Below are 21,302 nucleotides of genomic sequence, written 5' to 3'. Positions count from 1 at the left end.
GTATTGGTTTTGGGTTGAATTTTTAAAGGTAAAAAAATATGAAATAGGATTCAAAATTTGCCTTTTTTTGAAACTTCGCTGACCTCGGAATAAACAGACAATACCACCTAAAAATTATTTTTATTCACCTATTTTTTTAATCAACTAAATGAATAAATTTGAAACTGTTTGATTCACTCTATGAAGGTCTTATTACCTGCCAAATTCTTGTTTTTGGCTTTCTTTTTAAGTCTTAATTTTTCAAAAGCCCAAGAGGAAGCATATTTTTCAGTTTTGGAGAAAAAGGACCTGATCACACTGAATAAAGATTTTTCGGTTACCTATAAAAGCATCAAGACAATTGAAATTTTTGAGCATAGAGGATTGGACCATGCCAATTTGAGTTTACCTTCTGATAAGTTTAATAAAATTCTCAATTTTGAAGCCACCATTAGCAGCCTGAGTTCAGGGAAAGTTATCAAAAAAGTCAGATTGAAGGATCTGAGAGAGGTATCTTATATTGACAATATCAGTTTATATGATGATACCAAATTAAAAGTTTTTGAATTGGATCAGGTATCCTTACCGGTAAGGGTGGAAATATTGGTGGAGCGAATAAGTTCAAGTAATTTTTTTATTGATTCCTGGTATCCCATATCCTATTACAATCAACTGGTAAAAAGCGCAGGATTGGAAATAAGATATCCACAGTTTTTAGGTTTGAGATTTAGAGAAGAAGATCTGCCAAAATCATTTGTTGAATCAAGAGATGGGGAAAATGTATTATTAAGCTGGGAACTATCTAACCTTCCGGTTATGGAACCCGGATCAGATGAGGTAATTCCTATTGTTGAAATTGCACCAAAAAAGTTTTCCTTGGATGGATTTTCCTCTTCCATGGAGACATGGGAAGGACTGGGTTCATTTATCGGTCAGCTTAATAGAGGCAAAGATAATTTACCCGAGAAGTTCAAGGAAGAAGTTTTACAGATGATAGAAGGAGTTGAAGATCCCTATGAAAAAGTTGCAGTTCTTTATAATCATTTGCAAAAGAATTACAGGTATGTGGCAATTTCCCTGGGCATTGGAGGATGGATGCCCAGATCAGCTGATGAAGTAATTTCAAGCAAATATGGAGAATGTAAGGCTTTGACCACTTTAATGAAAGGTATGCTTTCAACTGCAGGAATAAACTCCCAGTATTCTTTGGTATATGCCGGTGAAAATGCCAAGAAGCTACATGAAGATTTTCCAATCAATAGATTCAATCATGCATTTTTAAGAGTGCCTCTTGATGATGAGGTGATTTGGTTGGAATGTACCAACAATTTTTTGCCAGCCGGTTTTTCGGGTGATTTTACAATGGATAGAGATGTTTTGGTCATCACTGAAAAAGGGGGTTACCTGGACCGAACACCTAATTTTAAAGAGATGAAGTTTAATTCAATAAAACGCCAATTTGTGGTAAGCCTGGAGAATAACGGGGATGCCAAATTGGTTGGTGAAAACAGGTATTTTGGTTTTCCATCCTTAGATTATTTTCAGTTGAACAAATTTGGTAATGAAAAGCAAAGCAAAGATTTTCTTAACAAATATCTTGGAGGAAATGGGGTCGTTTTATTGGATTTCAATATTCAAACCGGAAGAAACAGGGAAATTCCTTTTGCCACGGTTTCCTATGAAGGTGTGATCCAACGGTTTGGTCAGGAGACAGCAAAAAGAATCATACTTCCTACGCATTGGAAAAAGTTGGAGGAGACCATGCTTTCCAACGGGACCTTAAGTTGGGAGGAGGAATTTTTAATTCAGACTGAAAGGAAATTTGAAATTGAATCCCAGATAACCGATGTCAAATTTAATGGGGGTGACTTCAGCTATTGGGTTGACACCCAATTAACGGAGAATGGGATAGTGGTAAAGAATAAGCTTGAAATTATGCTTCCTGAAGATTTTTCAAAAGAAGAGATGATAAAACTGGTTGCAAAAATCAACAATCAACTCCAGCAGTATAAACTATTGTTAAAAAAAGCAGCTTAATATGAAAATCCAGCATTCATTGCTTATCCTATTTGTTTGCCTCATTTCCTCCTTAGGTCTTTTAGCTCAGGATATGAAGTTCGGGAAATACTCCCAAGATGAAATCAATCTTAACCGGGTTGAATTTGAGCCGGAAGCCAGTGCTGTGGTTTTGGAAGAAATATCGCATAATCAGTTTATGGGTGTGGTTCAACATTCAAATATCCACAGAAGAATCAAAATCCTTAAGGACGGAGGTAAATCCCAAGGCGATGTCGCTATTCGTTTTTATTTTGGAAAGACTGGTGTGCAAGATGTTTCAAAATTATCGGCACAAACTGTGAATTTTGAAAATGGAGAAGAGAAAGTAACCAAACTTTCCAAAGCTGATTTTTTTGAAGTGGAACTGGATAATGGCTGGAAGGAAATCAGGTTCACTTTTCCCAATGTCGGGGTTGGGTCGATTATTGAATATTCTTATCTCAAGACTGATAAGAGTATAACCTTCTTGGAAAGTTGGGTTTTTCACAATTCCATTCCCACTATCAAATCCACTTATACCATTGATTTACCCACCTATTTGAATTACAGATTTTTATCACAAGGTGAAAAAACCCTGAATACGAATTTCAAAACCCAAAGGGATGGATTATACAGTTGGACTGTGAAAGAACTTACCTCTATTAAGGAAGAACCATTCATGTCCCATTATAGGGATTATTTGGAAAAAATAGATTTTCAGTTGGCAGGTTACGCATTTGTCAATTCCAGCGAGTATGGGGGAAAATCTGGTTTCCAGGAAACCTTTTCCTCATGGCAGGATCTTACGAAATTCATAACGGAGTTGGAGGAGTTTGGTCAGTATCTGAAACCAAGTTCAACTTTAAGAAATCAATTGGTTGCTTTTACTCCAATTGGTAATACGGAAATTGAAAAAGCAAAATCGGTATATGATTTTATTGTCAACAATTATTCTTTTAATGGGAAGTCTGGTTTTTTCCCTTCTAAAAACCTTAAATCTATTTTAGAATCAAGGCAGGGTACAAGAGCCGATATAAACCTTACTTTATTATCGTATTTGAGACAAAATGGAATATCGGCCCAACCTTTATTGATAAGCAGTAAAGGCAATGGTAGGTCCAGGTTAGTGGATACCCCATTTATTGATCAGTTTGACCAATTAATTATTTATTCAAAAATCGGTGGCAAGGAATATTACCTCGATGCTACGGACAAAAATAATCCTTTTGGATATATCCCATTACCCATGCATGTTACCTATGGATATGTTATGTTAGAAGAAGGTAGTGGGTTAATTCCAGTAAATATTTCGCATCGCTCTGGAATACAACAGATGGTCAATATCAAATTGGATAATGATAATCAATTCGTGGCCTCCTCCACTATCCGATTCTCAGACTATGATGCTTTGATCAACGATAAAATCAATTTAGTAGCGTCACCTGAAAAATTCAAAGCTGAATTGTTTGGTGTTGATTCTGAGAAGGTTTCAGATTTCGAGGTGCAACAAAAAAATGAACCCAGAAAGCAAATAGAGGCTAAATTCAAATATTTGGGCAATGGGATTGATTCTGATCTGGTACTTGTTACCCCCTTCCAAATGGCAAGGTGGGAGGAGAATCCCTTAAATTCTGATATCAGAACTTTTCCTGTTGATTTTTTATATACTTTTTCTGATAGTTATACTTCAATCTTAGAAATACCTCAAGGGTTTGAATTGGATGATTATCCGGAAGATGCTACAGTGGCCTTACCTGGAGGGGATGCCAATTTTTCCTACCAGATTACCACTTTGGATAACTCTGTCAAGGTTTCAGCGACGATAAACCTGAAATATTCTATTATTTCTCCTTCAATATATCCTGAATTGAAATATTTTATGGAAATGGTAACCGGGAAATTAGGGGAACCTATTGTCTTCAAAAAGTTGGCAAATCCCTAATGAATCTGGAATCTAAGAACAAACTATTTTCAATGATGCGGAAATCATCTTTCTTTGCGGAATATTTCCCTATTCATGAGCGATAATCCTTCAAATAAAAAATATATCCATGGCTACCTGGAAGAAGAACAGGAAAGACTAAGGGAACAGGCATTGGTAATTGAAAATCCAATTTATGATTTCATTGATTTTTCACAGGTTAAAGAATTGTTGGAAATCGGCAGTGGGGTTGGGGCCCAAACAGAGATCTTGCTCAGGAGGTTTCCCCATTTGAAAATCACAGGAGTGGAATATGAGTCCAAACAGGTCGAAAAGGCTTGGGAAAATATGGCTAAATTGGGTTATGGAAAAGAAAAAGTGGACTTTGTAAAGCAGGATGCGGCTGCACTTCAACTTGAAAAAAAATATGATGCCGCTTTTATCTGTTGGGTTTTGGAACATATTCCCCAACCTGTGAGAGTTTTGAAAAGTATGAAACCTTTTTTAAAAAAAGGGGCAATGGTTTCCATTACTGAGGTTTTTAACAGAACTTTTTATACTTACCCATTGATCCCTGAGGTAATGGAATATTGGGAAATTTACAATAAGTACCAGGAAGAAATCGGAGGAGATCCCCAAGTGGGAGCCAAACTTGGAGACTTGTTACTGGAAGCAGGATATGAAAGAATTAGCCTTAGAAGCGGAGGATTTCATTTGGACAGTAGAAATCAGAATGAAAAATGGACCGTCTTTAATTATTGGAAGAACCTCATGAGTTCCGGCGTACCTTTGTTATTGGAAGAAGGAAAAGTCACTGAAAAGCTGGTTAAGGAGATGCAGAAAGGAATGGACAAACTAAAGGATATGCCCCATTCCATATTCTATTATAGTTTTATCCAGGCAACAGCATTTGCATAATTTCAATGAAATTCATCAGAAAGATCTTCAGAATCATTTTAAAAATCATTTTATGGTTTTTCATTTTAAGTATTGGATTCACAGTACTTTACCGATTTGTTCCTGTCCCTATTACGCCATTAATGGTGATCCGCTTATTTGAGCAGGCAAAAGACGAAAAGAAAGAAATGAGGCTATACAAAGATTGGGTTTCGATAAAAAAAATTTCAAAGAATGCTCCTCAGGCAGTAGTAGCTGCTGAAGATCAAAAATTTCTGGATCATAATGGCTTTGATTGGGAAGCTATGGAAAAAGCCTGGGAAAATAACAAGAAGGGAAAACGGGTCAAAGGAGCTAGCACAATTTCTCAACAGACTGCAAAAAATGTGTTTCTTTGGCCGGCAAGAACCATGTTGCGCAAAGGACTTGAAGCCTATTTCACGTTTTTGATTGAGTTATTTTGGAGCAAAGAAAGGATCATGGAAGTTTACCTGAATGTCATTGAAATGGGTGAGGGCATTTATGGGATTGAAGCAGCTTCCCAAACCTACTTTAAAAAACCTGCTGAAAAACTTTCAAGGAATGAAGCTGCGCTCATTGCAGCAGTACTTCCCAACCCGAGAAGATGGTCTCCCGCAAGGCCTACACCCTATATTCAAGGTAGGCAAGTTTGGATATTAAGACAAATGAATAATCTCGATCCTGTCGGTATGGGAATTTAAAGAAGATTCAAAACTTCTTCAATATATTCCCTTGAATTGGACAATCGGGGAACCTTGTTCTGTCCTCCAAGTTTTCCTTTAGCTCTAAGCCATTTTTCAAAAACAGGAACAGTAGTGAAATTTATTTTTGGTGCTGATAAAGCCAAATCTTTATAACGCTTGGCATCATAATCTGAATTGATTTCCCTTAGGGTTTGATCCAGAACTGAAATAAATAAATCCTTATCTGAAGGTAGGGATTTGAATTCAATAACCCATTCATGTGCCCCTTTACTTTTTGAATCCCCAAAATAAACGGGAGCTGCTGTAAAATTAAGAATGGTAGCATGGGTTGCCTCTGCTGCTCTCTGAATGGCCTTTTCTGCATTTTCTACTATTACTTCTTCTCCAAAGGCATTGATAAAATGCTTGGTTCTGCCTGAAATCTTAAACCTATAGGGTTCAATACTGGTGAATTTGATCGTATCTCCTATTTTATATCGCCATAGGCCTGCATTCGTGGTGATCAAAATAGCATAATTTTTTCCTACTTCCACTTCAGACAATGGGATTGCTTGATGGTTAGGGTTATTCCAATCTTCCATTGGAATAAATTCATAGAAGATGCCATAATCCAGCATCAGCAGCAATTCTTCTGAATTTGCCTGATCCTGGATTCCAAAAAATCCCTCTGAGGCGTTATATGTCTCCATATACCTCATTTTTGAGGAAGGGATCAATTCACTGAAAAGTTTTTGATAGGGGCCAAAAGCGACTGCTCCATGGAAAAATACTTCTAGGTTGGGCCAGACCTCAAGGATGTGCTTCACCTTTTTTAATTCCATAATGCGTTGAAGTAAGACAACCGTCCATGTAGGAACACCTGAAATGCTTACTACATTTTCATCCATCACCTCATGGGCCATCTTTTCAATTTTACTTTCCCATTCCCCCATAAGGGCAATTTCGAGACTGGGAGTTCTGGCAAATTGAACCCATAATGGTAGGTTTTGCATGATTACTGCCGAAATATCTCCTACCTGTATTTCACTTTTTGGATCAAGCGGGTTTTGGCTTAGGCTTCCTCCTATACTTAAGCTTTTGCCGGAAAAAAGTTTACTGTCAGGATAGTTGTTCACATAAAGTGAGATCATATCTTTTCCTCCTTTGAAATGACAGTCTTCCAATGCTTCCTGTGAAACAGGGATAAACTTACTACGGCTGGAGGTAGTTCCTGAAGACTTTGAAAACCAAAGAATTTCCGAAGGCCATAAGATATTTTGATTACCCTTCATTATTCTTTCAAAAAGAGGTTTCATATCTTCATAATCCTGTATAGGGACTCTTGAGGAGAAATCTTTATAGGATTTGATATCACTAAATTTGAATTTTTTTCCAAATTCAGTTCTTTTAGCCAATTCAATTAAGTCCTCTAGAATTAAATTCTGAGTTTCAAGGGGGTATTTTTTAAAATTATCAATTTGACCAATACGGTTTTTGAAAACCCAGGTCATAAAAGAATTGACTACTTCCATCAGTTGAAAACTTTTCTTTTGAGTTCAAAATGCTGACCAAGGTAAACTCTTCTTACCTGTTCATCCGCGGCAAGTTCTTCAGCTGAGCCGGCCTTCAGCAATCTACCCTCAAACATCAAATAGGCGCGGTCTGTAATGGAGAGCGTCTCGTTTACATTATGGTCAGTAATGAGAATTCCGATATTCTTGTTTTTGAGCTTGGCTACTATGGTTTGGATTTCTTCCACAGCAATTGGGTCAACTCCTGCAAAGGGTTCATCTAATAGCACAAATTTTGGATCAACAGCTAAGGCTCTGGCTATTTCAGTTCTTCTCCTTTCACCACCTGATAGTACCATGCCAAGATTTTTTCTGACATGGGTAAGACTGAATTCTTCCAACAAACTTTCTACTTTTTCCTTCATTTCAGCCTTGGTTTTATTGGTCATTTCTAAAACCGCCATGATGTTTTCTTCCACAGAAAGTTTTCTGAAAACCGAAGCTTCCTGCGCTAGGTAACCTATGCCCAATTTGGCCCTTTTATACATGGGCAGTTCGGTGATATTCTGGTCTTCTAAAAATATTTCTCCTTCATTGGGCTTGATCAACCCGACGATCATGTAAAAAGAAGTTGTTTTTCCAGCTCCATTTGGACCAAGCAAGCCCACGATCTCTCCCTGTTCCACTTCAACAGAAACATTGTTGACCACTCTTCTTCCTTTGTATATTTTTACCAGATTTTCAGCTCTTAACTTCATCATCAGTCAAATTTTATGTCTTTCACGTAAAGTTGAAGACTACTGTTGTTCCTAAAAGTATTCTCCCGTATTTCAAAAGCCAAATCAAAGCGCATTTTTCTCAAAAGCATTTTATAAATAATCTCATCTGGGTAGGTGGTTTTATCAGCCATTCCAAAAGCTATACATATCGGTTTGGTTTCCTGTCCATCCTGTACAACATTAAATCTTAGGTGTTTATCTTTTAGAATTCTTACATTATCCGCATATACTTGTTTGACGGTAAAAAGAGGCTCCGGATTTCCCGGTCCAAAAGGGGCCATTTGCCGGAGGATATTAAAAAACTTGTAATTGATTTGATCCAACAAAATTTCATCATCAATTTCCATCACAGGTTTGAGGTGGATATCATGTATTTTGGAACTTACCACCTCTTCAAACTTGGCCTGAAATGCAGGAACTTTCTCCACTTCAAGAGTTAATCCAGCCGCATATTTATGGCCCCCGAATTGTTCCAAAAGGTCACTACATTCTGAAATGGCTTCATAAATATCAAAATCAAAAACAGATCGGGCACTTCCTGTAGCTTTATTGTTGGATTCGGTAAGAATGATGGTAGGTCTGTAAAATCTTTCAATGCATCGGGAGGCCACTATGCCGATAACTCCTTTGTGCCAATCTTCCTTAAAAAGTACAGTGGTTCTCATTTGCCTCACCTCTTCCATACTTTCTATCATCGAAAGGGCTTCTCTGGTGATATTTTCATCAAAGTTCTTTCTTGCGGCATTTACCGTATCCACTATTTCCGCCCTTGTCAGAGCATCTTCCAGATCTCTGGAAATCAGTAATTCCACGGATGCTTTGGCATGTTCCAACCTTCCTGAAGCATTGATTCGTGGTCCGATTTTAAAAACGATATCCGAAATTTCAATTTCTTTTTCAATTTTACTTCGGAGGATGAGCGCTTTTATTCCTGGTCTGGGATTGTTGTTGATTCTTTCAATTCCATAGTAAGCAAATATCCTGTTTTCTCCTGTGATGGGTACAATATCCGCGGCAATACTGATGGCCAATAGGTCAAGATATGCCATGACCTTACTATTATCCCCTCCACGATGTTTACAATGTGCCTGAATCAGTTTAAATCCCACGCCACAACCACTTAATTCTTTATAAGGATAATTGCAGTCCTGTCTTTTAGGGTCCAATATGGCAACTGCCGGTGGTAGCACTTCTCCTGGGGTATGATGGTCACAGATGATAAAATCTACTCCAAGCTCTTTAGCCAGGGCCACTTTTGAAATGGCTTTGATTCCACAATCCAGAGAAATGATCAGTTTGAAGCCATTTTCAGCGGCAAAATGGACCCCTTTCTCAGAAATGCCATAACCTTCTTTATATCGGTCGGGGATATAAAAATCAACGTTTGGGTAAAATTGTCTTAAATAACCGTACATCATGGCAACTGATGTGGTTCCATCCACATCATAATCCCCATATACTAAAATTTTCTCCTCATTTTTTATCGCCCAGTTGAGCCTTCCCACGGCTTTATCCATGTCTTTCATCAACATGGGATCATGAAGTTTGTCTAAATCAGGCCTAAAAAAATCCTTTGCCTTTTGAAAGGAATCTATACCCCTATTGACCAGCATATTGGCTAAAGTTGGGTTGATGTTAATTTCCTTACTTAGAGATTCTACTGTTTTAGGGTCAGCCTTTTCCCTAATCATCCATTTATACTCCATAAAGCTAAATTACTAAAAGTGCATGGCTATTTTACTTTGAAAAATATCTTTTCTTCATATTGACATAAAGATAGAGGTTTTTCAACAAAAAAGCCCGATCAAATCAATGAACGGGCTTAATTTGTTGAGGGTTCTTTTTTAATTGGTAATTGCAACAAGTTTGACTTCCAGATTCACATCATCATAGATTAAGCGATCTGCCAAATTTTCAAAATAACTTCCTGACCGGTATTTGATATCGTATTTGGTCCTATCGAAAGTTATTTTTGCGGTAGCAACTACCTTATTGTTAATGACTTCAACTGTTGCCGGGAAGGTTACGGGATTCTTTATTCCCTTAATGGTAAGGTCACCGGTAATTTGATAATCTTTGCCATTGTCGGTTTTCGCATCTGTGATTTTTAATGAGGAAGAATTGAATTTTTCCACTGAAAAAAAATCATCAGACTTCAAATGATCTGTTAATCTTTTGTTGGAAGCTTCATCTTGAATGTCTTCAACTGTGATGGAAGTCATGTCCATAATAAAAGAGCCACCTTGTATTTTTCCATTTTGATAATCCAAATCAGCATTGGAAATATTTACTTTTCCAAAATGCTCTCCAGTAACTTTACTGGCTTTCCAAGTGACTGTACTTTCACTTTTGTCAACGGTAATAAGGGTATTACTCTTTTCCAAAATAGAAGAAAAAGAAATCAGTGCTGCAAAAAGGACAATAGTAATTGCTTTCATTTTTTTAGTTTTAGGAGAATTAGAAAGAGTTAATTTATTCTATAACTACTTTGACTATTTTCCTTTCAAAAGGTTTAATCTTTTATGATCGCCGGGATATTTTTAGACTTATATTTTTCATTATAGTCCGGAATGTCTTTTTGGATCAATTCATTCAAAACATTTTGATAAGAAGCCCATTCTGATTCTAACTCTGCTAATCTGTATTTTACAGCCTCTGTTAATCTTGGATCATGGACATCCACGGCGGACCTTAATTCAAAGAATTGCGCATTGAGCTGACTTGGGAAGTTGATCACATCCTGAAAGTTACTTTGACGTGTCTCCACTATTTTACTTTCCCAATCTGTTAGTTTATTGATCAATGCTTCGCCGTTGGAAACCAAATCTTTACTGTCCTCCTTATCTTTCAACAAATTGTTATGATGCTCAAGCTGGGACTTCACCTTACGCATATCATTTACTGATTGGTGGATATCAATAAGCAATGCCTCAGCTTTCACTAATAATTCCTGTTGTGCGATCCAATCCTGTTGGTTCACATTTTTCAGGTTTGGATCCTGCACTATTTCAAAAGGAGTTTCCGATGAGGCACCTTCAAAGGTCAATTTTGCAGTGTATTTCCCTGGGGCCATCCTATGCCCACTGTAATCACCATACACAAAGGCATTCGGAATTTCCAAAAGGGTTTCTCCTCTAAAATTCCAGGCAAACCTATTGATCCCCTTCTTAGAAGGAATAACAGGTTCAGGAGAAGGCCCACCAGGAAATGGTTTGAAATTTTCATCCTTAATATTGCTTAAAGACCGGATAAGCTTACCTGAACTATTGAATATTTCAAGCTTCAGTTCCAGGGAATCAGCGGATACGGGCAGGTAATAATCGAGAATAACTCCTGTCATCGGGTTCTCACCAATACCTGGAGGAAGGTCCATCCAAGAGGGAATATATCCTTCATACTTATAAGTAGGCTTAGGCTGAAATATTGTTAGGCCGTCAAACTTTCCTTTGGATTGTTGTAGAGCACTTAAATCATCCAAAATCCAGAAAGCTCTTCCTGCTGTGGATACGATCAAGTCATTGTCCGCAAAGGCAATATCTGTTACAGGTACGACAGGAAGGTTTAATTGGAGTTTATGCCAGTTTGTCCCAGCATTAAAAGAAATATAAAATCCTCTTTCTGCACCTCCATAGAGAATTCCCTTAACTTTTTTGTCTTCCCGGATTACTTTGAGAAAGTCATCTTTCTCAATACCTGAATTAATAGGATTCCAGGTTTTGCCATAATCAGTAGTTTTAAAGCTCATGTTACCCAAGTCATTAAATTTGTATAGGGTAGCAGCTATGTAAGCAGTCCCTTTATCATGAGGTGAAACTTCTATAGACTGAATTAAGCTTTCCGGTAAATTTGGAGGGGTAATGTTTTCCCAGTTCTTGCCTCCGTCTTTGGTGAGATGTACTAAGCCACAATCGCTCCCTGTATATATCACGCCCTGTTCAAGAGGTGATTCTATCACATAACTCAGGGTGTTGTAGTTTTCCCCTCCTGCTCCTTCATTGGTGATGGGAGCTCCACCAGGTCCTTGTTTGCTTTTATCGTTTCTGGTCAGGTCTGGGCTGATTTCTTCCCAGCTTAAACCTCCGTTAGTGGTTTTTAAAAGAATGTTCCCCCCATGATAAATCGTATTGTAATCGTGGGGTGAGGCAATAAGAGGTGCATTCCAATTGAACCGATATTTCATATCCTGGGCATCATAAGCCAGGATGTTTGCAGGATTTGCCCGAATGTCTTTTACATGTCCGTTGTCCATGTCCATGACGTCGATGATACCTTGGTAACACCCGCCATATAATAAAACCGGGTTGTCTGGATCAAAAGCTAAAAAGGCACTTTCACAACCTGGTCCGATGAACCAGTCTTTATCTGTCAATCCTATGTAATTGTTTCTGCTTTTGATGACTAGGGAAGTATTGTCCTGTTGCCCTCCATACAATTTATAAGGAAACTGATTGTCCACATTTACCCTGTAAAATTGGGCGGTAGGTTGATTATCCTGAGAAGACCAGCTTTTTCCTGCATCGAAAGTGATCTCTGCTCCACCATCATCCCCTAAGATAAAATTATTAGGATTATGGGGATTGATCCAAAGGTCATGGGTATCTATGTGCCTTACCGGTAATACTGAAAAAGTTTTTCCACCATCTATAGATCTTGTCAGGGGAGAATTAAGAACATAGACCACTTCAGGATTATGTGGGTCAGCCAATACTTCCATATAGTACCATGATCTTGAGGTCAACAATGGGTTATTTGTCATGTGGTTCCATGTTTGGCCGGCATTGTCGGATCGGTAAACGCCTGCAACTGATTTTTCGGCTTCTACAATGGCATAAATCCGATCAGAATCTGCCCGTGATACGCTTATTCCGATTTTTCCCATTTCTTTTGGCAAACCAGAATTGATTTTCTCCCAGCTTTCACCACCATCCACTGACTTCCAGATGGCACAACCTTCCCCTCCACTTCTTACCTGCCATGGCAACCTTATATGCTCCCAAGTTGCCGCATATAGGATTTTTGGATTATTAAAATCCATACTTAAAGAGGAAGCACCGGTGTTTTCATCCACATAGAGCACTTTTTTCCATGTTGAACCTCCATCAATACTTTTATATATTCCCCTATCTTCACTGGGTCCATGTGCTGCTCCTTGTGCCGCAACAAATATAATTTCCGGATTGGAAGGATGGATTACCACATCTGAAATGTGCCTGGTTTTTTCCAATCCCATGTTTTTCCAGGTTTTACCCCCATCCGTGGATTTATACACCCCATCTCCAAAGCTAGTCATCACACCACGTATGGCATGTTCTCCCATTCCTACATAGATGACATTTGGATCTGATTCGCTGATGGCAATATCACCTACAGAACCTGTTTTGAATTGTCCATCAGAAATATTTTTCCAAGAAATGCCGGCATTCTCTGTTTTCCAAACTCCCCCACCGGTATATCCAACAAAATACACCTGGTCATTATTGGGAATTCCGGTAACAGCATTGGAACGCCCGCCTCTAAAAGGACCAATATTTCTCCATTTTAAGCCTTCATATAGAGAGGGGTCAAATGAAGGTGTGGATACATTTGTTTGAGAACTTTTCCCCCTTTGGGAAAAAGAGGGAAAACAGATGGCCATTATCAGGCCAAAAAGGATAAGTTTTTTCATGGTGAGGTTAGTCTTGAATAAATCAGTAGATTAGGTAGTGATCAAAAATGATTATTGGTTAATTTACAAAAAAGCCAGATCAATTATTGCAATTTTCTTTGATTTGATAACTTTGTTAATTATCTCATTTACGCTTTACTTATAATAGAAGAGATTTTTGTTCCTACATAATCGATTGGAAGATTTTAAAATCAATTTTAGTAAGATTAATAGATGCCAATTTATGCAATCAAATCAAAAAATTTTTGAAAAAGCAGAACAGCTTTTAAAATCTTTGGGATTGGAAATTGTCAAAGAAGACAAAAACAGGCCTTGGGGAGGATTTCTGGTCATTGAAGAATCCCAGGCAGAAAAATTTGCCCTTCATTTTTTTCCGGAGGAGGATTTTAACAAATTAAAAATTTCCGATAAACTCAGTCCCAAAATTCTCCTGGTTGCTCCTGGAAAAAGATTGAGCTGGCAGTATCATTTCAGAAGGGCTGAAATTTGGCGGTGTATTGATGGTAAAGTTGCTGTAGCTACCAGCCTAACTGATGAAGAAACAGAGCAACATCTATTGAAAATTGGAGATAAAATCAAATTAAAGCAAGGTGAGAGGCATCGTTTGATAGGCTTGGATGATTGGGGAATTGTAGCTGAAATTTGGCAGCATACAGATGCCCTTAACCCATCTGATGAAGAAGACATCGTAAGATTACAGGATGATTTTGGAAGATGAGGAGTTGGTAATTACCAATTTCCAATTACTAATTACCAATTACCAATAACCAAATCCAAGGACCAAAACTCAAAATCAAAAAATTAAGACTTTAAGAATAAATACCTAATCTTACCAGTAGCGAAATTAAGAGAAGATAAAGGATTGTTTCCGAATAAATATCTAGAAATATCTAATATCAACAAATATCCAGCACTCTAAAAACCTGCGAATGTTTGGTTAGTGGCAGTATAGTGGATATACATAATTTTCCAAATTAACTTTCTGAAATCTTTTTGGCTTCTTCCCAGTAAACATCCATTTCTGCAAGGGTCATATCTTCTATTTTCCTTCCTGCCTCCCGCGCTGCAGTTTCAAGATATTGAAAGCGTTTGATGAACTTTAAGTTTGTTCTCTCCAAAGCTTCTTCAGGGTTAATGTCAATAAACCTGGCATAATTAATCAAAGAAAAAAGAAGGTCACCAAATTCACCAGTAGCTTTTTCTTTGTTGATTGCTGCTTCTTCAGCTGCATTGAATTCTTCCTTGAATTCTTTCATTTCTTCTTCCACTTTTTCCCAAACCTGATGTTTTTTCTCCCAGTCAAAACCTACCCCCCTGGCTTTTTCCTGTATGCGCATAGCTTTGATCAAAGCAGGAAGAGATCTGGGCACACCTCCCAAGACAGATACATTTCCTTTTTCCTGAAGCTTGATTTTTTCCCAATTTTGCTTGACAGTTTCCTCGTCTTTTGCCTCTGTATCCCCATAAATATGTGGATGTCTCCTGATCAATTTTTCACAAAGGCTGTTGATTACAGATCCAATGTCGAAAGCTGTTTTTTCAGATCCTATTTTGGCATAAAAGACGATATGTAAAAGTAAATCCCCTAATTCTTTTTTTATTTCATTTAAATTGTTCTCCAGGATGGCATCTGACAACTCAAAGGTTTCTTCTATTGTCAAATGCCGAAGACTTTCAAGGGTTTGTTTTTTATCCCAAGGACACTGGGCCCTCAATTCATCCATAATGGTCAACAATCGGTCAAATGCAGAGAGTTGGGCCTCTCTTGAGGATAATTCAGACATAAAAGGGGAAACTATTATTATTATGAGGACGTTTTGAAAGTATTACGTAAATTTGCGCAAATAATATTGATATGGCAACCTTATATTTGACATTGGGATTCCTAGCACTGTTTTTTGTTTTAATGTCGGTAAGACTGATATTAATAAAGGACGGACAGTTTAAAGGAACCTGTGCTTCTCAAAATCCTTATCTCAATAAAGATGGAGGAACCTGCAGTTATTGTGGAAAAACTGTTGACGCCAATAGTTCTTGCGGCAATCCCGATAATGAAGTGGACAAGGTTCTGGCCAAATTCAAATAAATTCTTTTATTTTCCTGGTCTGCCAGGATTTTTCAACATTAATTAAATTATTTCAACGTGGCATTAATTAAATCTATTTCCGGTATCAGAGGAACAATTGGTGGAAAGCCAGGTGAAGGCCTTACCCCACTGGATGTTGTAAAATTTACTTCAGCTTATGGATCCTGGGTGATCCGGCAAACAAAAAACCCTAAGGTGGTTATTGGAAGAGACGCAAGGATTTCAGGGGAAATGGTTTCCAAACTAGTTTCTGCCACACTTCAGGGATTAGGAATTGATGTCGTCGATTTGGGTTTGAGTACAACTCCTACCGTTGAATTGGCAGTACCTCTTGAAAAAGCTGGTGGAGGGATTATCCTTACAGCCAGTCATAATCCTATCCAGTGGAATGCCCTGAAATTGCTGAATGATAAAGGAGAGTTTATTTCAGACGCAGAAGGTAAATCTATTCTGGAAAGTGCAGAAAAAGAAGATTTTACTTTTGCTGAAGTAAAAAAACTTGGGAAATATAGCCTAATCGAAGATTATATTGATAGACATGTGGAGCATGTTCTGGGGTTGAAATTGGTTGATAGAGAAGCTATTGCAGCACGAAAATTCAAAGTTGTTATAGACTGTGTCAATTCAACTGGAGGAATTGCATTACCAAAGTTATTGAGGGCTCTTGGAGTGGAGGATATTGAAGAAATGTATTGCACGCCTGATGGTCATTTTCCCCATAATCCAGAACCTTTACCTGAAAATTTGAGGGATATTTCCGAGAAGTTGAACAAAGGCAAATACGATTTGGGAATAGTTGTTGATCCAGATGTGGATAGGCTTTGTTTTTTGCATGAGGATGGGTCTCCTTTTGGAGAGGAGTACACTTTGGTGGCAGTAGCAGATTACGTTATGGCCCATACCTCCGGGAATAGTGTTTCTAACCTTAGCTCTACAAGGGCATTAAGGGATGTAACTGAAAATAGGGGCGGTAAATATCATGCTGCTGCAGTTGGTGAAGTCAATGTAGTGAACAAAATGAAGGAAACCCATGCCATTATAGGGGGGGAAGGAAATGGTGGAGTGATTTATCCGGAATCCCATTATGGCCGTGATGCATTGGTTGGAATAGGTTTGTTCCTGACCCATTTGGCAAAATTTGGAAAAAGTATCTCCAGGTTAAGGGCCACTTATCCACAATATTACATATCCAAAAACAAAATCGAACTCACGCAGGAAATTGATGTGGATAAGATATTGGAAAAAATTAAAGAAAAATACAGTAAGCATCCTATCAATGATATTGATGGGGTGAAGATTGAGTTTGAAAAGGAATGGGTTCATTTAAGAAAATCAAATACAGAGCCCATTATCAGAATCTATTCTGAGTCGGAAACACAGGCAACCGCCGAACATCTTGCCAATAAGATTATTCTTGACATTAAAGAAGTCATCAAAGGTTCCTGAATTAAAAATTAGTAATTTTAAGCATCCTTTGTATAAAAAAGTCTTAGGATAAAATAAATTCCCAGCCCTATAACTTTGAAGAATGAGAGTTTATCTTGATAATGCAGCGACCACGGCCATGGATGATCGTGTGATTGAAGCCATGTTGCCCTTTATGAAAACCTATTATGGCAATCCTTCCTCAGTTCATAGCCATGGTAGAGAAGTGAGGTCTGCAATAGAGAAAGCCAGAAAAAAAGTGGCGGAATTGCTAAACGCAAGTCCTGCAGAGATTTTTTTTACCTCAGGAGGTACAGAGGCTGATAATACTGCGATTGTCTGTGGAATAGAAACCCATGGGATTACCCATGCAATAACATCTCCCATTGAACACCATGCTGTCTTACACACTTTGCAGGAATGTGCCAAGAAAGGAAAAATCAAATTGAGCATCCTGGATGTTAATGAAAAGGGTGAAATTGACTTAGGCCAATTAGAAGACTTGTTGAAAGTTAATCCCAAGTCTTTTATTTCTTTAATGCACGCTAATAATGAGATTGGAAATATCAATGACATTAATAGGATTGGGGAGTTGGCAAGAGCCTATGAAGTGTTTTTCCATTCCGATACGGTTCAGACCATGGGGCATTTTGTGCATGACCTCAAAACCCTTCCTGTAGATGCAGTTGTGGCCGGAGCCCATAAATTCCATGGACCCAAAGGATCAGGTTTTTTGTATGTCAGAAAAGACAAGAAAATCCATCCTTTCATTTATGGTGGAGCCCAGGAAAGAAATATGAGGGGTGGTACGGAAAATGTTATAGGAATTGTAGGTACAGCAAAGGCACTTGAACTAGCCTACGAACATATGGAGGGTCATAGAAGACATATCGAAGATCTTAAAAAGAGGCTAATTGATTTGTTAAAAGAGAATATTCCGGGGGTTTTATTTAATGGTCTTTCTGAGAATTTAGAGGAAAGCTTGTACACTGTGTTAAATGTAAGCTTGCCCCCTTCTGAAGAAAATAGGGGTATGTTAATGTTTAATTTAGATTTGAATGGCATTTCAGCTTCAGGAGGTTCTGCCTGTAGCAGTGGTGCTACCACTGGATCCCATGTATTAAGGGCATTAAGACATAATTCCGAGAGAGAGGCTGTTCGGTTTTCATTCAGCAGGTTCAATACCCTTGAAGAAATAGATTATACAGTGGATAAATTGAAAGAGTTATATAGCGTGACTGTCTAAAAACCTTGTATTTTAAAATTTGATTGATTGGTAATTGATAATTTGAAATTTCAAAGGTTCATCTCAATAGCTCTTTTAACCAATTCCACGGCAGAACTGACCCCAAGTTTTTGATGGATTTTCTTACGGTGGGATTCTACTGTATATTGACTCAAACAAAGAATTTGGGCAATTTCTTTGTTCATGTTTCCGTCTTTGATGAGCCGTAAAATTTCCAGTTCTCTTCGGGAAAGTTTAAATCTTTCTTTGTAGTGATCCGGATATTTGTCATCATCCTGTTGGAAAAGTACCTTTCTGAAATCCTGTATATAATTCCCTTCGTGAACTTCCCTGATGGTGTAAATCAATTCATCAGGGTCTGAGCCCTTGAGCACATAGGCATCTGCTCCTAGGCGTATACATTTATCATATATCACTTGGTCATCGTACATGGAGAGCACAATTACTTTGATTTTAGGGAATTTTTTTTTCGTGGCTTCAATTACACCTGTTCCATCCATTTCAGGCATATTCATGTCCGTCAGGACAATGTCCACAGGATTATTTTTCAAAAAATCCATCAGCTCCACCCCATTATTGAACACTCCCTTGATCAAAAAATCATCTTCCTCCTCCAAAAGGCTTTCTATACCCTTTGCGAACATTTTGTGGTCATCCGCCAGTGCAATATGGATCATCTATAATTGGGTGATAATTTTCAGAAACAAAATATAAGTCAAGGATTCTATATTGGCAAGGAGAGTTTGATTTCTGTGCCTTTTCCAAGCTCAGATTGTAAGGCAAATTCTCCTCCTATGGCATTCATTCGGCTTTTCAAGTTATACATCCCGGAACCACTTCTTACCTGCGATGTATCAAAACCAACTCCGTCATCTTTCATAGAAATAATAAATTGCCCTGAATGGGTATACATACCAAAGCTGATGGTATGAGCTTTGGCATGTTTGATAGCATTGTTCAGACACTCCTGTATGGTCCTGATCAGAATGATTTTTTTGTCTTTATCCAATGGAATTTCTTCTCCCTTTTTTTCGAATTGTGTTTGGCAAAAGGCAGCACTCTCCAACTTGGCTAACTCATTCTGTATAAAATCCTCTAAAGTGATGGATTCTACCCAATCAAGGTTTAAGGATTTAGACAGAGCCCTCACTTCTTTGATTATTTGGTTGAGCATGGACTTGCCTTCGGATACTTTTTCAGGTTTCGAACTTGCCAAATTCATTTTAGCCAAAGAAAGGAGTTGGCCAATATTATCATGGAGTTCCCTCCCAACCTGTGTAAGGGTATTTTCCCTAATTTCTTTCTCAGCATTGATGATTGTTTTTTCGTATTCTGCCCTCACTGCTGCCAGTTTTTGTTGATTTTGTAGCTGCTTTTGACGATGAATAATCACCATAGTAACTATAAATGAGCCCATCAACAACATCAATACAAAACCCAATAATACGATGTAGAAAACTTCCGTTCCTGAATTATCCATGCCAAAGAAACCTATAAATGGATGATTTGACTAAAAATACACATTTTTATACGTCTTATCCTAAAAATCAATTCAGATTGCGGGTTATTTTGGCCTTTTTATTATTGATCAAGGGCAGGTAAAAACTAATGGCAAAAACCAAATACATTAAAGCTCCTAAAGTATTAATGATGTTTTGCATCATTTGCATTAATTCATAATTCGAAGTGTTGACATATCTAATGGAAGCAAAATTTAAAATTGAACTGGAGTAAAAAAACAGAAGAAAGGTTACTATCCAAAAAACCGGAAATCTTAATAAGTTTTGTTCAATAAATAAATTCTTATTGATCAGGTTGTAAAAAAAGTTAAGACAACAGCCTAGGATTATCACAGAACCAAGAATATAGGAATTATGATGAAACTCAAGAAAAGAAGTAAAAAAAAGAGATTTGATGGTCCCAAATAATAAAAATAAAACCCCCAATGTTGTAAGTACATTTTTCACTCTTCCCTGTTGGAAGATTTCTCTGAAAAAAAATAAATACAAAACGGGTAAAATATATACAAATATGGCATTATAGTAAACGATATTGGGTTTACCACTATTTGCCAAATAGAACCCTAGGTTTTCCACAATAGCTACAAGGACTAGAATGATTAGGATGATGCGATGTAATTTTTTGAAAGGCCCCAAATCAAAGAAAAGTAGTGTCCCACTTCCCAGCGCCGCAATGCATACTAAAATGAAATACCCTAACCACATGGAATAAAATCAGGGATTTATTGGGGGCTTACAATAAGGAGGACAAATAATACCCCCATTTTCAATGGAATTAGCATCACTTCTTTTGCCTTCTGAATTCAAAAATACATCAAAAATGCCATCTTGCTCGGTGTTGGCTGCAGAAAGGGCTACTGAAATTTTTCCGATGTATTGATCTCTATCCCTTCTATCCTGTGGTACTAAATAAAGGTTTTCCCTATCGTATTGACCAAAATAAATTTTTATTCCACCTTTTTGAGCATCTGTCATTCTTAAAAGTTTTTCAATGGTTTCTCTATCAAGAAATACCCATTGGGTCTGATCTTTAATCGCCCTTCCTTGGTCATCGAGACCTGGTTCTCCAACCCTAATAGTTTCTCTGTAAGGCTTTACGAATTTTTTTAAATCTTCTTGATTCATGGCTAATGTTTTAAAAGTGAATGTAATAAAAGATCCCGAATTCCTAATTTAATACTTTTCAGGGGCTAAGAAAAACTTTTTTTGGAAATAAGGTAAAAGATAAGCTAAACCCATGACCATATACATCAAACCACTTAAGGTTCTTAAAATAGAACCTAATATTAGTCTCAATTCTCTTTCCATTGTTATCAAATAACCAAAAGAGGTAAAATACATGAAGGAGGCAGTATAAAAGAATAACACAAAGCATACCACCCAAAAAGCTGGAAACCATAGCAAGCTCCTGACTTCGACACTGGGACACCCAAAATCAAAAATTGAACATTTTTGCCAGTTTTCGCTGACTCTCGTTCAAAAGCAAGGTCTTTCTCAGCTTTTTCCCTGAAGATTTGAGTTGCATTTCAACA

The 21,302-nt window shown here is 37.6% G+C and carries 17 protein-coding genes; 8 read left to right on the top strand and 9 right to left on the bottom strand.

Going from position 1 to position 21,302, the window contains the following annotated elements; all coding sequences use genetic code 11:
* Window positions 1-180: 180 nt before the first annotated feature.
* The 4 genes from ACFSKV_RS08590 to mtgA all read left to right on the top strand — a co-directional run bounded on the left by ACFSKV_RS08590 (window position 181) and on the right by mtgA (window position 5,556).
* Window positions 181-2,016 carry a DUF3857 domain-containing protein gene (locus ACFSKV_RS08590; protein ID WP_380801549.1) on the top strand — a complete coding sequence of 612 codons (1,836 nt, stop codon included), beginning with the start codon at window positions 181-183 and terminating at the stop codon, window positions 2,014-2,016.
* 1 nt (window position 2,017) lies between these two features.
* A complete protein-coding gene (locus ACFSKV_RS08585) occupies window positions 2,018-3,958 on the top strand; it encodes a DUF3857 domain-containing protein (protein ID WP_380801548.1) in 1,941 nt (646 codons plus the stop codon).
* A gap of 75 nt (window positions 3,959-4,033) precedes the next feature.
* Window positions 4,034-4,855, top strand: coding sequence for a class I SAM-dependent methyltransferase (locus ACFSKV_RS08580; RefSeq protein WP_380801547.1), 822 nt, complete (start codon window positions 4,034-4,036; stop codon window positions 4,853-4,855).
* A 5-nt stretch (window positions 4,856-4,860) separates the two neighbouring features.
* A complete protein-coding gene (gene mtgA / locus ACFSKV_RS08575; protein WP_380801546.1) occupies window positions 4,861-5,556 on the top strand; it encodes a monofunctional biosynthetic peptidoglycan transglycosylase in 696 nt (231 codons plus the stop codon).
* On the opposite strand, the gene ACFSKV_RS08570 is transcribed toward mtgA, so the two are convergent.
* The 5 genes from ACFSKV_RS08570 to ACFSKV_RS08550 form a co-directional block, all read right to left on the bottom strand.
* A complete protein-coding gene (locus tag ACFSKV_RS08570) occupies window positions 5,553-7,070 on the bottom strand; it encodes a GH3 auxin-responsive promoter family protein (protein ID WP_380801545.1) in 1,518 nt (505 codons plus the stop codon). The two genes, mtgA and ACFSKV_RS08570, sit on opposite strands and share 4 nt — an antisense overlap.
* The gene (gene lptB, locus ACFSKV_RS08565; RefSeq protein ID WP_380801709.1) at window positions 7,070-7,807 is read right to left on the bottom strand and encodes an LPS export ABC transporter ATP-binding protein; all 738 of its coding nucleotides are present in this window, start codon (window positions 7,805-7,807) and stop codon (window positions 7,070-7,072) included. Before lptB ends, ACFSKV_RS08570 begins: the two co-directional genes overlap by 1 nt.
* A gap of 2 nt (window positions 7,808-7,809) precedes the next feature.
* Entirely contained in the window at window positions 7,810-9,534 is a 1,725-nt protein-coding gene (gene recJ, locus ACFSKV_RS08560; protein WP_380801544.1) for a single-stranded-DNA-specific exonuclease RecJ, read from the bottom strand.
* A gap of 138 nt (window positions 9,535-9,672) precedes the next feature.
* Window positions 9,673-10,266: a YceI family protein gene (locus ACFSKV_RS08555; RefSeq protein ID WP_380801543.1), complete on the bottom strand. Its 594-nt coding sequence runs from the start codon at window positions 10,264-10,266 to the stop codon at window positions 9,673-9,675.
* A 74-nt stretch (window positions 10,267-10,340) separates the two neighbouring features.
* Entirely contained in the window at window positions 10,341-13,493 is a 3,153-nt protein-coding gene (locus tag ACFSKV_RS08550; RefSeq protein WP_380801542.1) for a VPS10 domain-containing protein, read from the bottom strand.
* 223 nt (window positions 13,494-13,716) lie between these two features.
* Here ACFSKV_RS08550 and ACFSKV_RS08545 point away from each other — a divergent pair, with 223 nt between their 5' ends.
* On the top strand, window positions 13,717-14,211 hold the full coding sequence (locus tag ACFSKV_RS08545; RefSeq protein WP_380801541.1) for a cupin domain-containing protein: 495 nt from the start codon (window positions 13,717-13,719) through the stop codon (window positions 14,209-14,211).
* A 256-nt stretch (window positions 14,212-14,467) separates the two neighbouring features.
* On the opposite strand, the gene mazG is transcribed toward ACFSKV_RS08545, so the two are convergent.
* Window positions 14,468-15,277: a nucleoside triphosphate pyrophosphohydrolase gene (gene mazG, locus ACFSKV_RS08540; RefSeq protein ID WP_380801540.1), complete on the bottom strand. Its 810-nt coding sequence runs from the start codon at window positions 15,275-15,277 to the stop codon at window positions 14,468-14,470.
* 71 nt (window positions 15,278-15,348) lie between these two features.
* Here mazG and ACFSKV_RS08535 point away from each other — a divergent pair, with 71 nt between their 5' ends.
* The 3 genes from ACFSKV_RS08535 (at window position 15,349) to ACFSKV_RS08525 (ending at window position 18,250) form a co-directional block, all read left to right on the top strand.
* Window positions 15,349-15,579, top strand: coding sequence for a hypothetical protein (locus ACFSKV_RS08535; RefSeq protein ID WP_380801539.1), 231 nt, complete (start codon window positions 15,349-15,351; stop codon window positions 15,577-15,579).
* A 57-nt stretch (window positions 15,580-15,636) separates the two neighbouring features.
* Window positions 15,637-17,025, top strand: coding sequence for a phosphoglucosamine mutase (gene glmM, locus ACFSKV_RS08530; RefSeq protein WP_380801538.1), 1,389 nt, complete (start codon window positions 15,637-15,639; stop codon window positions 17,023-17,025).
* 82 nt (window positions 17,026-17,107) lie between these two features.
* Complete coding sequence (locus tag ACFSKV_RS08525; protein ID WP_380801537.1) at window positions 17,108-18,250, top strand: cysteine desulfurase family protein; 1,143 nt, start codon at window positions 17,108-17,110, stop codon at window positions 18,248-18,250.
* A 50-nt stretch (window positions 18,251-18,300) separates the two neighbouring features.
* Here the strand turns inward: ACFSKV_RS08525 and ACFSKV_RS08520 are convergent, their stop codons facing one another.
* From ACFSKV_RS08520 to ACFSKV_RS08510, 3 genes are all read right to left on the bottom strand, one after another.
* Window positions 18,301-18,927: a response regulator gene (locus ACFSKV_RS08520; protein ID WP_380801536.1), complete on the bottom strand. Its 627-nt coding sequence runs from the start codon at window positions 18,925-18,927 to the stop codon at window positions 18,301-18,303.
* Window positions 18,928-18,974: 47 nt separating this feature from the next.
* On the bottom strand, window positions 18,975-19,730 hold the full coding sequence (locus ACFSKV_RS08515; protein ID WP_380801535.1) for a sensor histidine kinase: 756 nt from the start codon (window positions 19,728-19,730) through the stop codon (window positions 18,975-18,977).
* Between the two features lie 754 nt (window positions 19,731-20,484).
* Complete coding sequence (locus ACFSKV_RS08510; protein ID WP_380801534.1) at window positions 20,485-20,895, bottom strand: hypothetical protein; 411 nt, start codon at window positions 20,893-20,895, stop codon at window positions 20,485-20,487.
* Between the last annotated feature and the right edge of the window lie 407 nt (window positions 20,896-21,302).

Origin of the sequence: Shivajiella indica (genome assembly GCF_042683085.1) — a bacterium.
In the GTDB taxonomy this organism is placed as follows: Bacteria; Bacteroidota; Bacteroidia; order Cytophagales; family Cyclobacteriaceae; genus Shivajiella; species Shivajiella indica.
This window is presented reverse-complemented; position numbering and strand designations above follow the sequence as displayed.

What these genes read in the sequence shown, in the direction of transcription:
- ACFSKV_RS08590 (WP_380801549.1), top strand. Translation starts at nt 181, where the DNA reads ATGAAGGTCTTATTACCTGCCAAATTCTTGTTTTTGGCTTTCTTTTTA.
- ACFSKV_RS08585 (WP_380801548.1), top strand. Translation starts at nt 2,018, where the DNA reads ATGAAAATCCAGCATTCATTGCTTATCCTATTTGTTTGCCTCATTTCC.
- ACFSKV_RS08580 (WP_380801547.1), top strand. Translation starts at nt 4,034, where the DNA reads ATGAGCGATAATCCTTCAAATAAAAAATATATCCATGGCTACCTGGAA.
- mtgA (WP_380801546.1), top strand. Translation starts at nt 4,861, where the DNA reads ATGAAATTCATCAGAAAGATCTTCAGAATCATTTTAAAAATCATTTTA.
- ACFSKV_RS08570 (WP_380801545.1), bottom strand. Translation starts at nt 7,070, where the DNA reads ATGGAAGTAGTCAATTCTTTTATGACCTGGGTTTTCAAAAACCGTATT.
- lptB (WP_380801709.1), bottom strand. Translation starts at nt 7,807, where the DNA reads ATGAAGTTAAGAGCTGAAAATCTGGTAAAAATATACAAAGGAAGAAGA.
- recJ (WP_380801544.1), bottom strand. Translation starts at nt 9,534, where the DNA reads ATGGAGTATAAATGGATGATTAGGGAAAAGGCTGACCCTAAAACAGTA.
- ACFSKV_RS08555 (WP_380801543.1), bottom strand. Translation starts at nt 10,266, where the DNA reads ATGAAAGCAATTACTATTGTCCTTTTTGCAGCACTGATTTCTTTTTCT.
- ACFSKV_RS08550 (WP_380801542.1), bottom strand. Translation starts at nt 13,493, where the DNA reads ATGAAAAAACTTATCCTTTTTGGCCTGATAATGGCCATCTGTTTTCCC.
- ACFSKV_RS08545 (WP_380801541.1), top strand. Translation starts at nt 13,717, where the DNA reads ATGCAATCAAATCAAAAAATTTTTGAAAAAGCAGAACAGCTTTTAAAA.
- mazG (WP_380801540.1), bottom strand. Translation starts at nt 15,277, where the DNA reads ATGTCTGAATTATCCTCAAGAGAGGCCCAACTCTCTGCATTTGACCGA.
- ACFSKV_RS08535 (WP_380801539.1), top strand. Translation starts at nt 15,349, where the DNA reads ATGGCAACCTTATATTTGACATTGGGATTCCTAGCACTGTTTTTTGTT.
- ACFSKV_RS08525 (WP_380801537.1), top strand. Translation starts at nt 17,108, where the DNA reads ATGAGAGTTTATCTTGATAATGCAGCGACCACGGCCATGGATGATCGT.
- ACFSKV_RS08520 (WP_380801536.1), bottom strand. Translation starts at nt 18,927, where the DNA reads ATGATCCATATTGCACTGGCGGATGACCACAAAATGTTCGCAAAGGGT.
- ACFSKV_RS08515 (WP_380801535.1), bottom strand. Translation starts at nt 19,730, where the DNA reads ATGGATAATTCAGGAACGGAAGTTTTCTACATCGTATTATTGGGTTTT.
- ACFSKV_RS08510 (WP_380801534.1), bottom strand. Translation starts at nt 20,895, where the DNA reads ATGAATCAAGAAGATTTAAAAAAATTCGTAAAGCCTTACAGAGAAACT.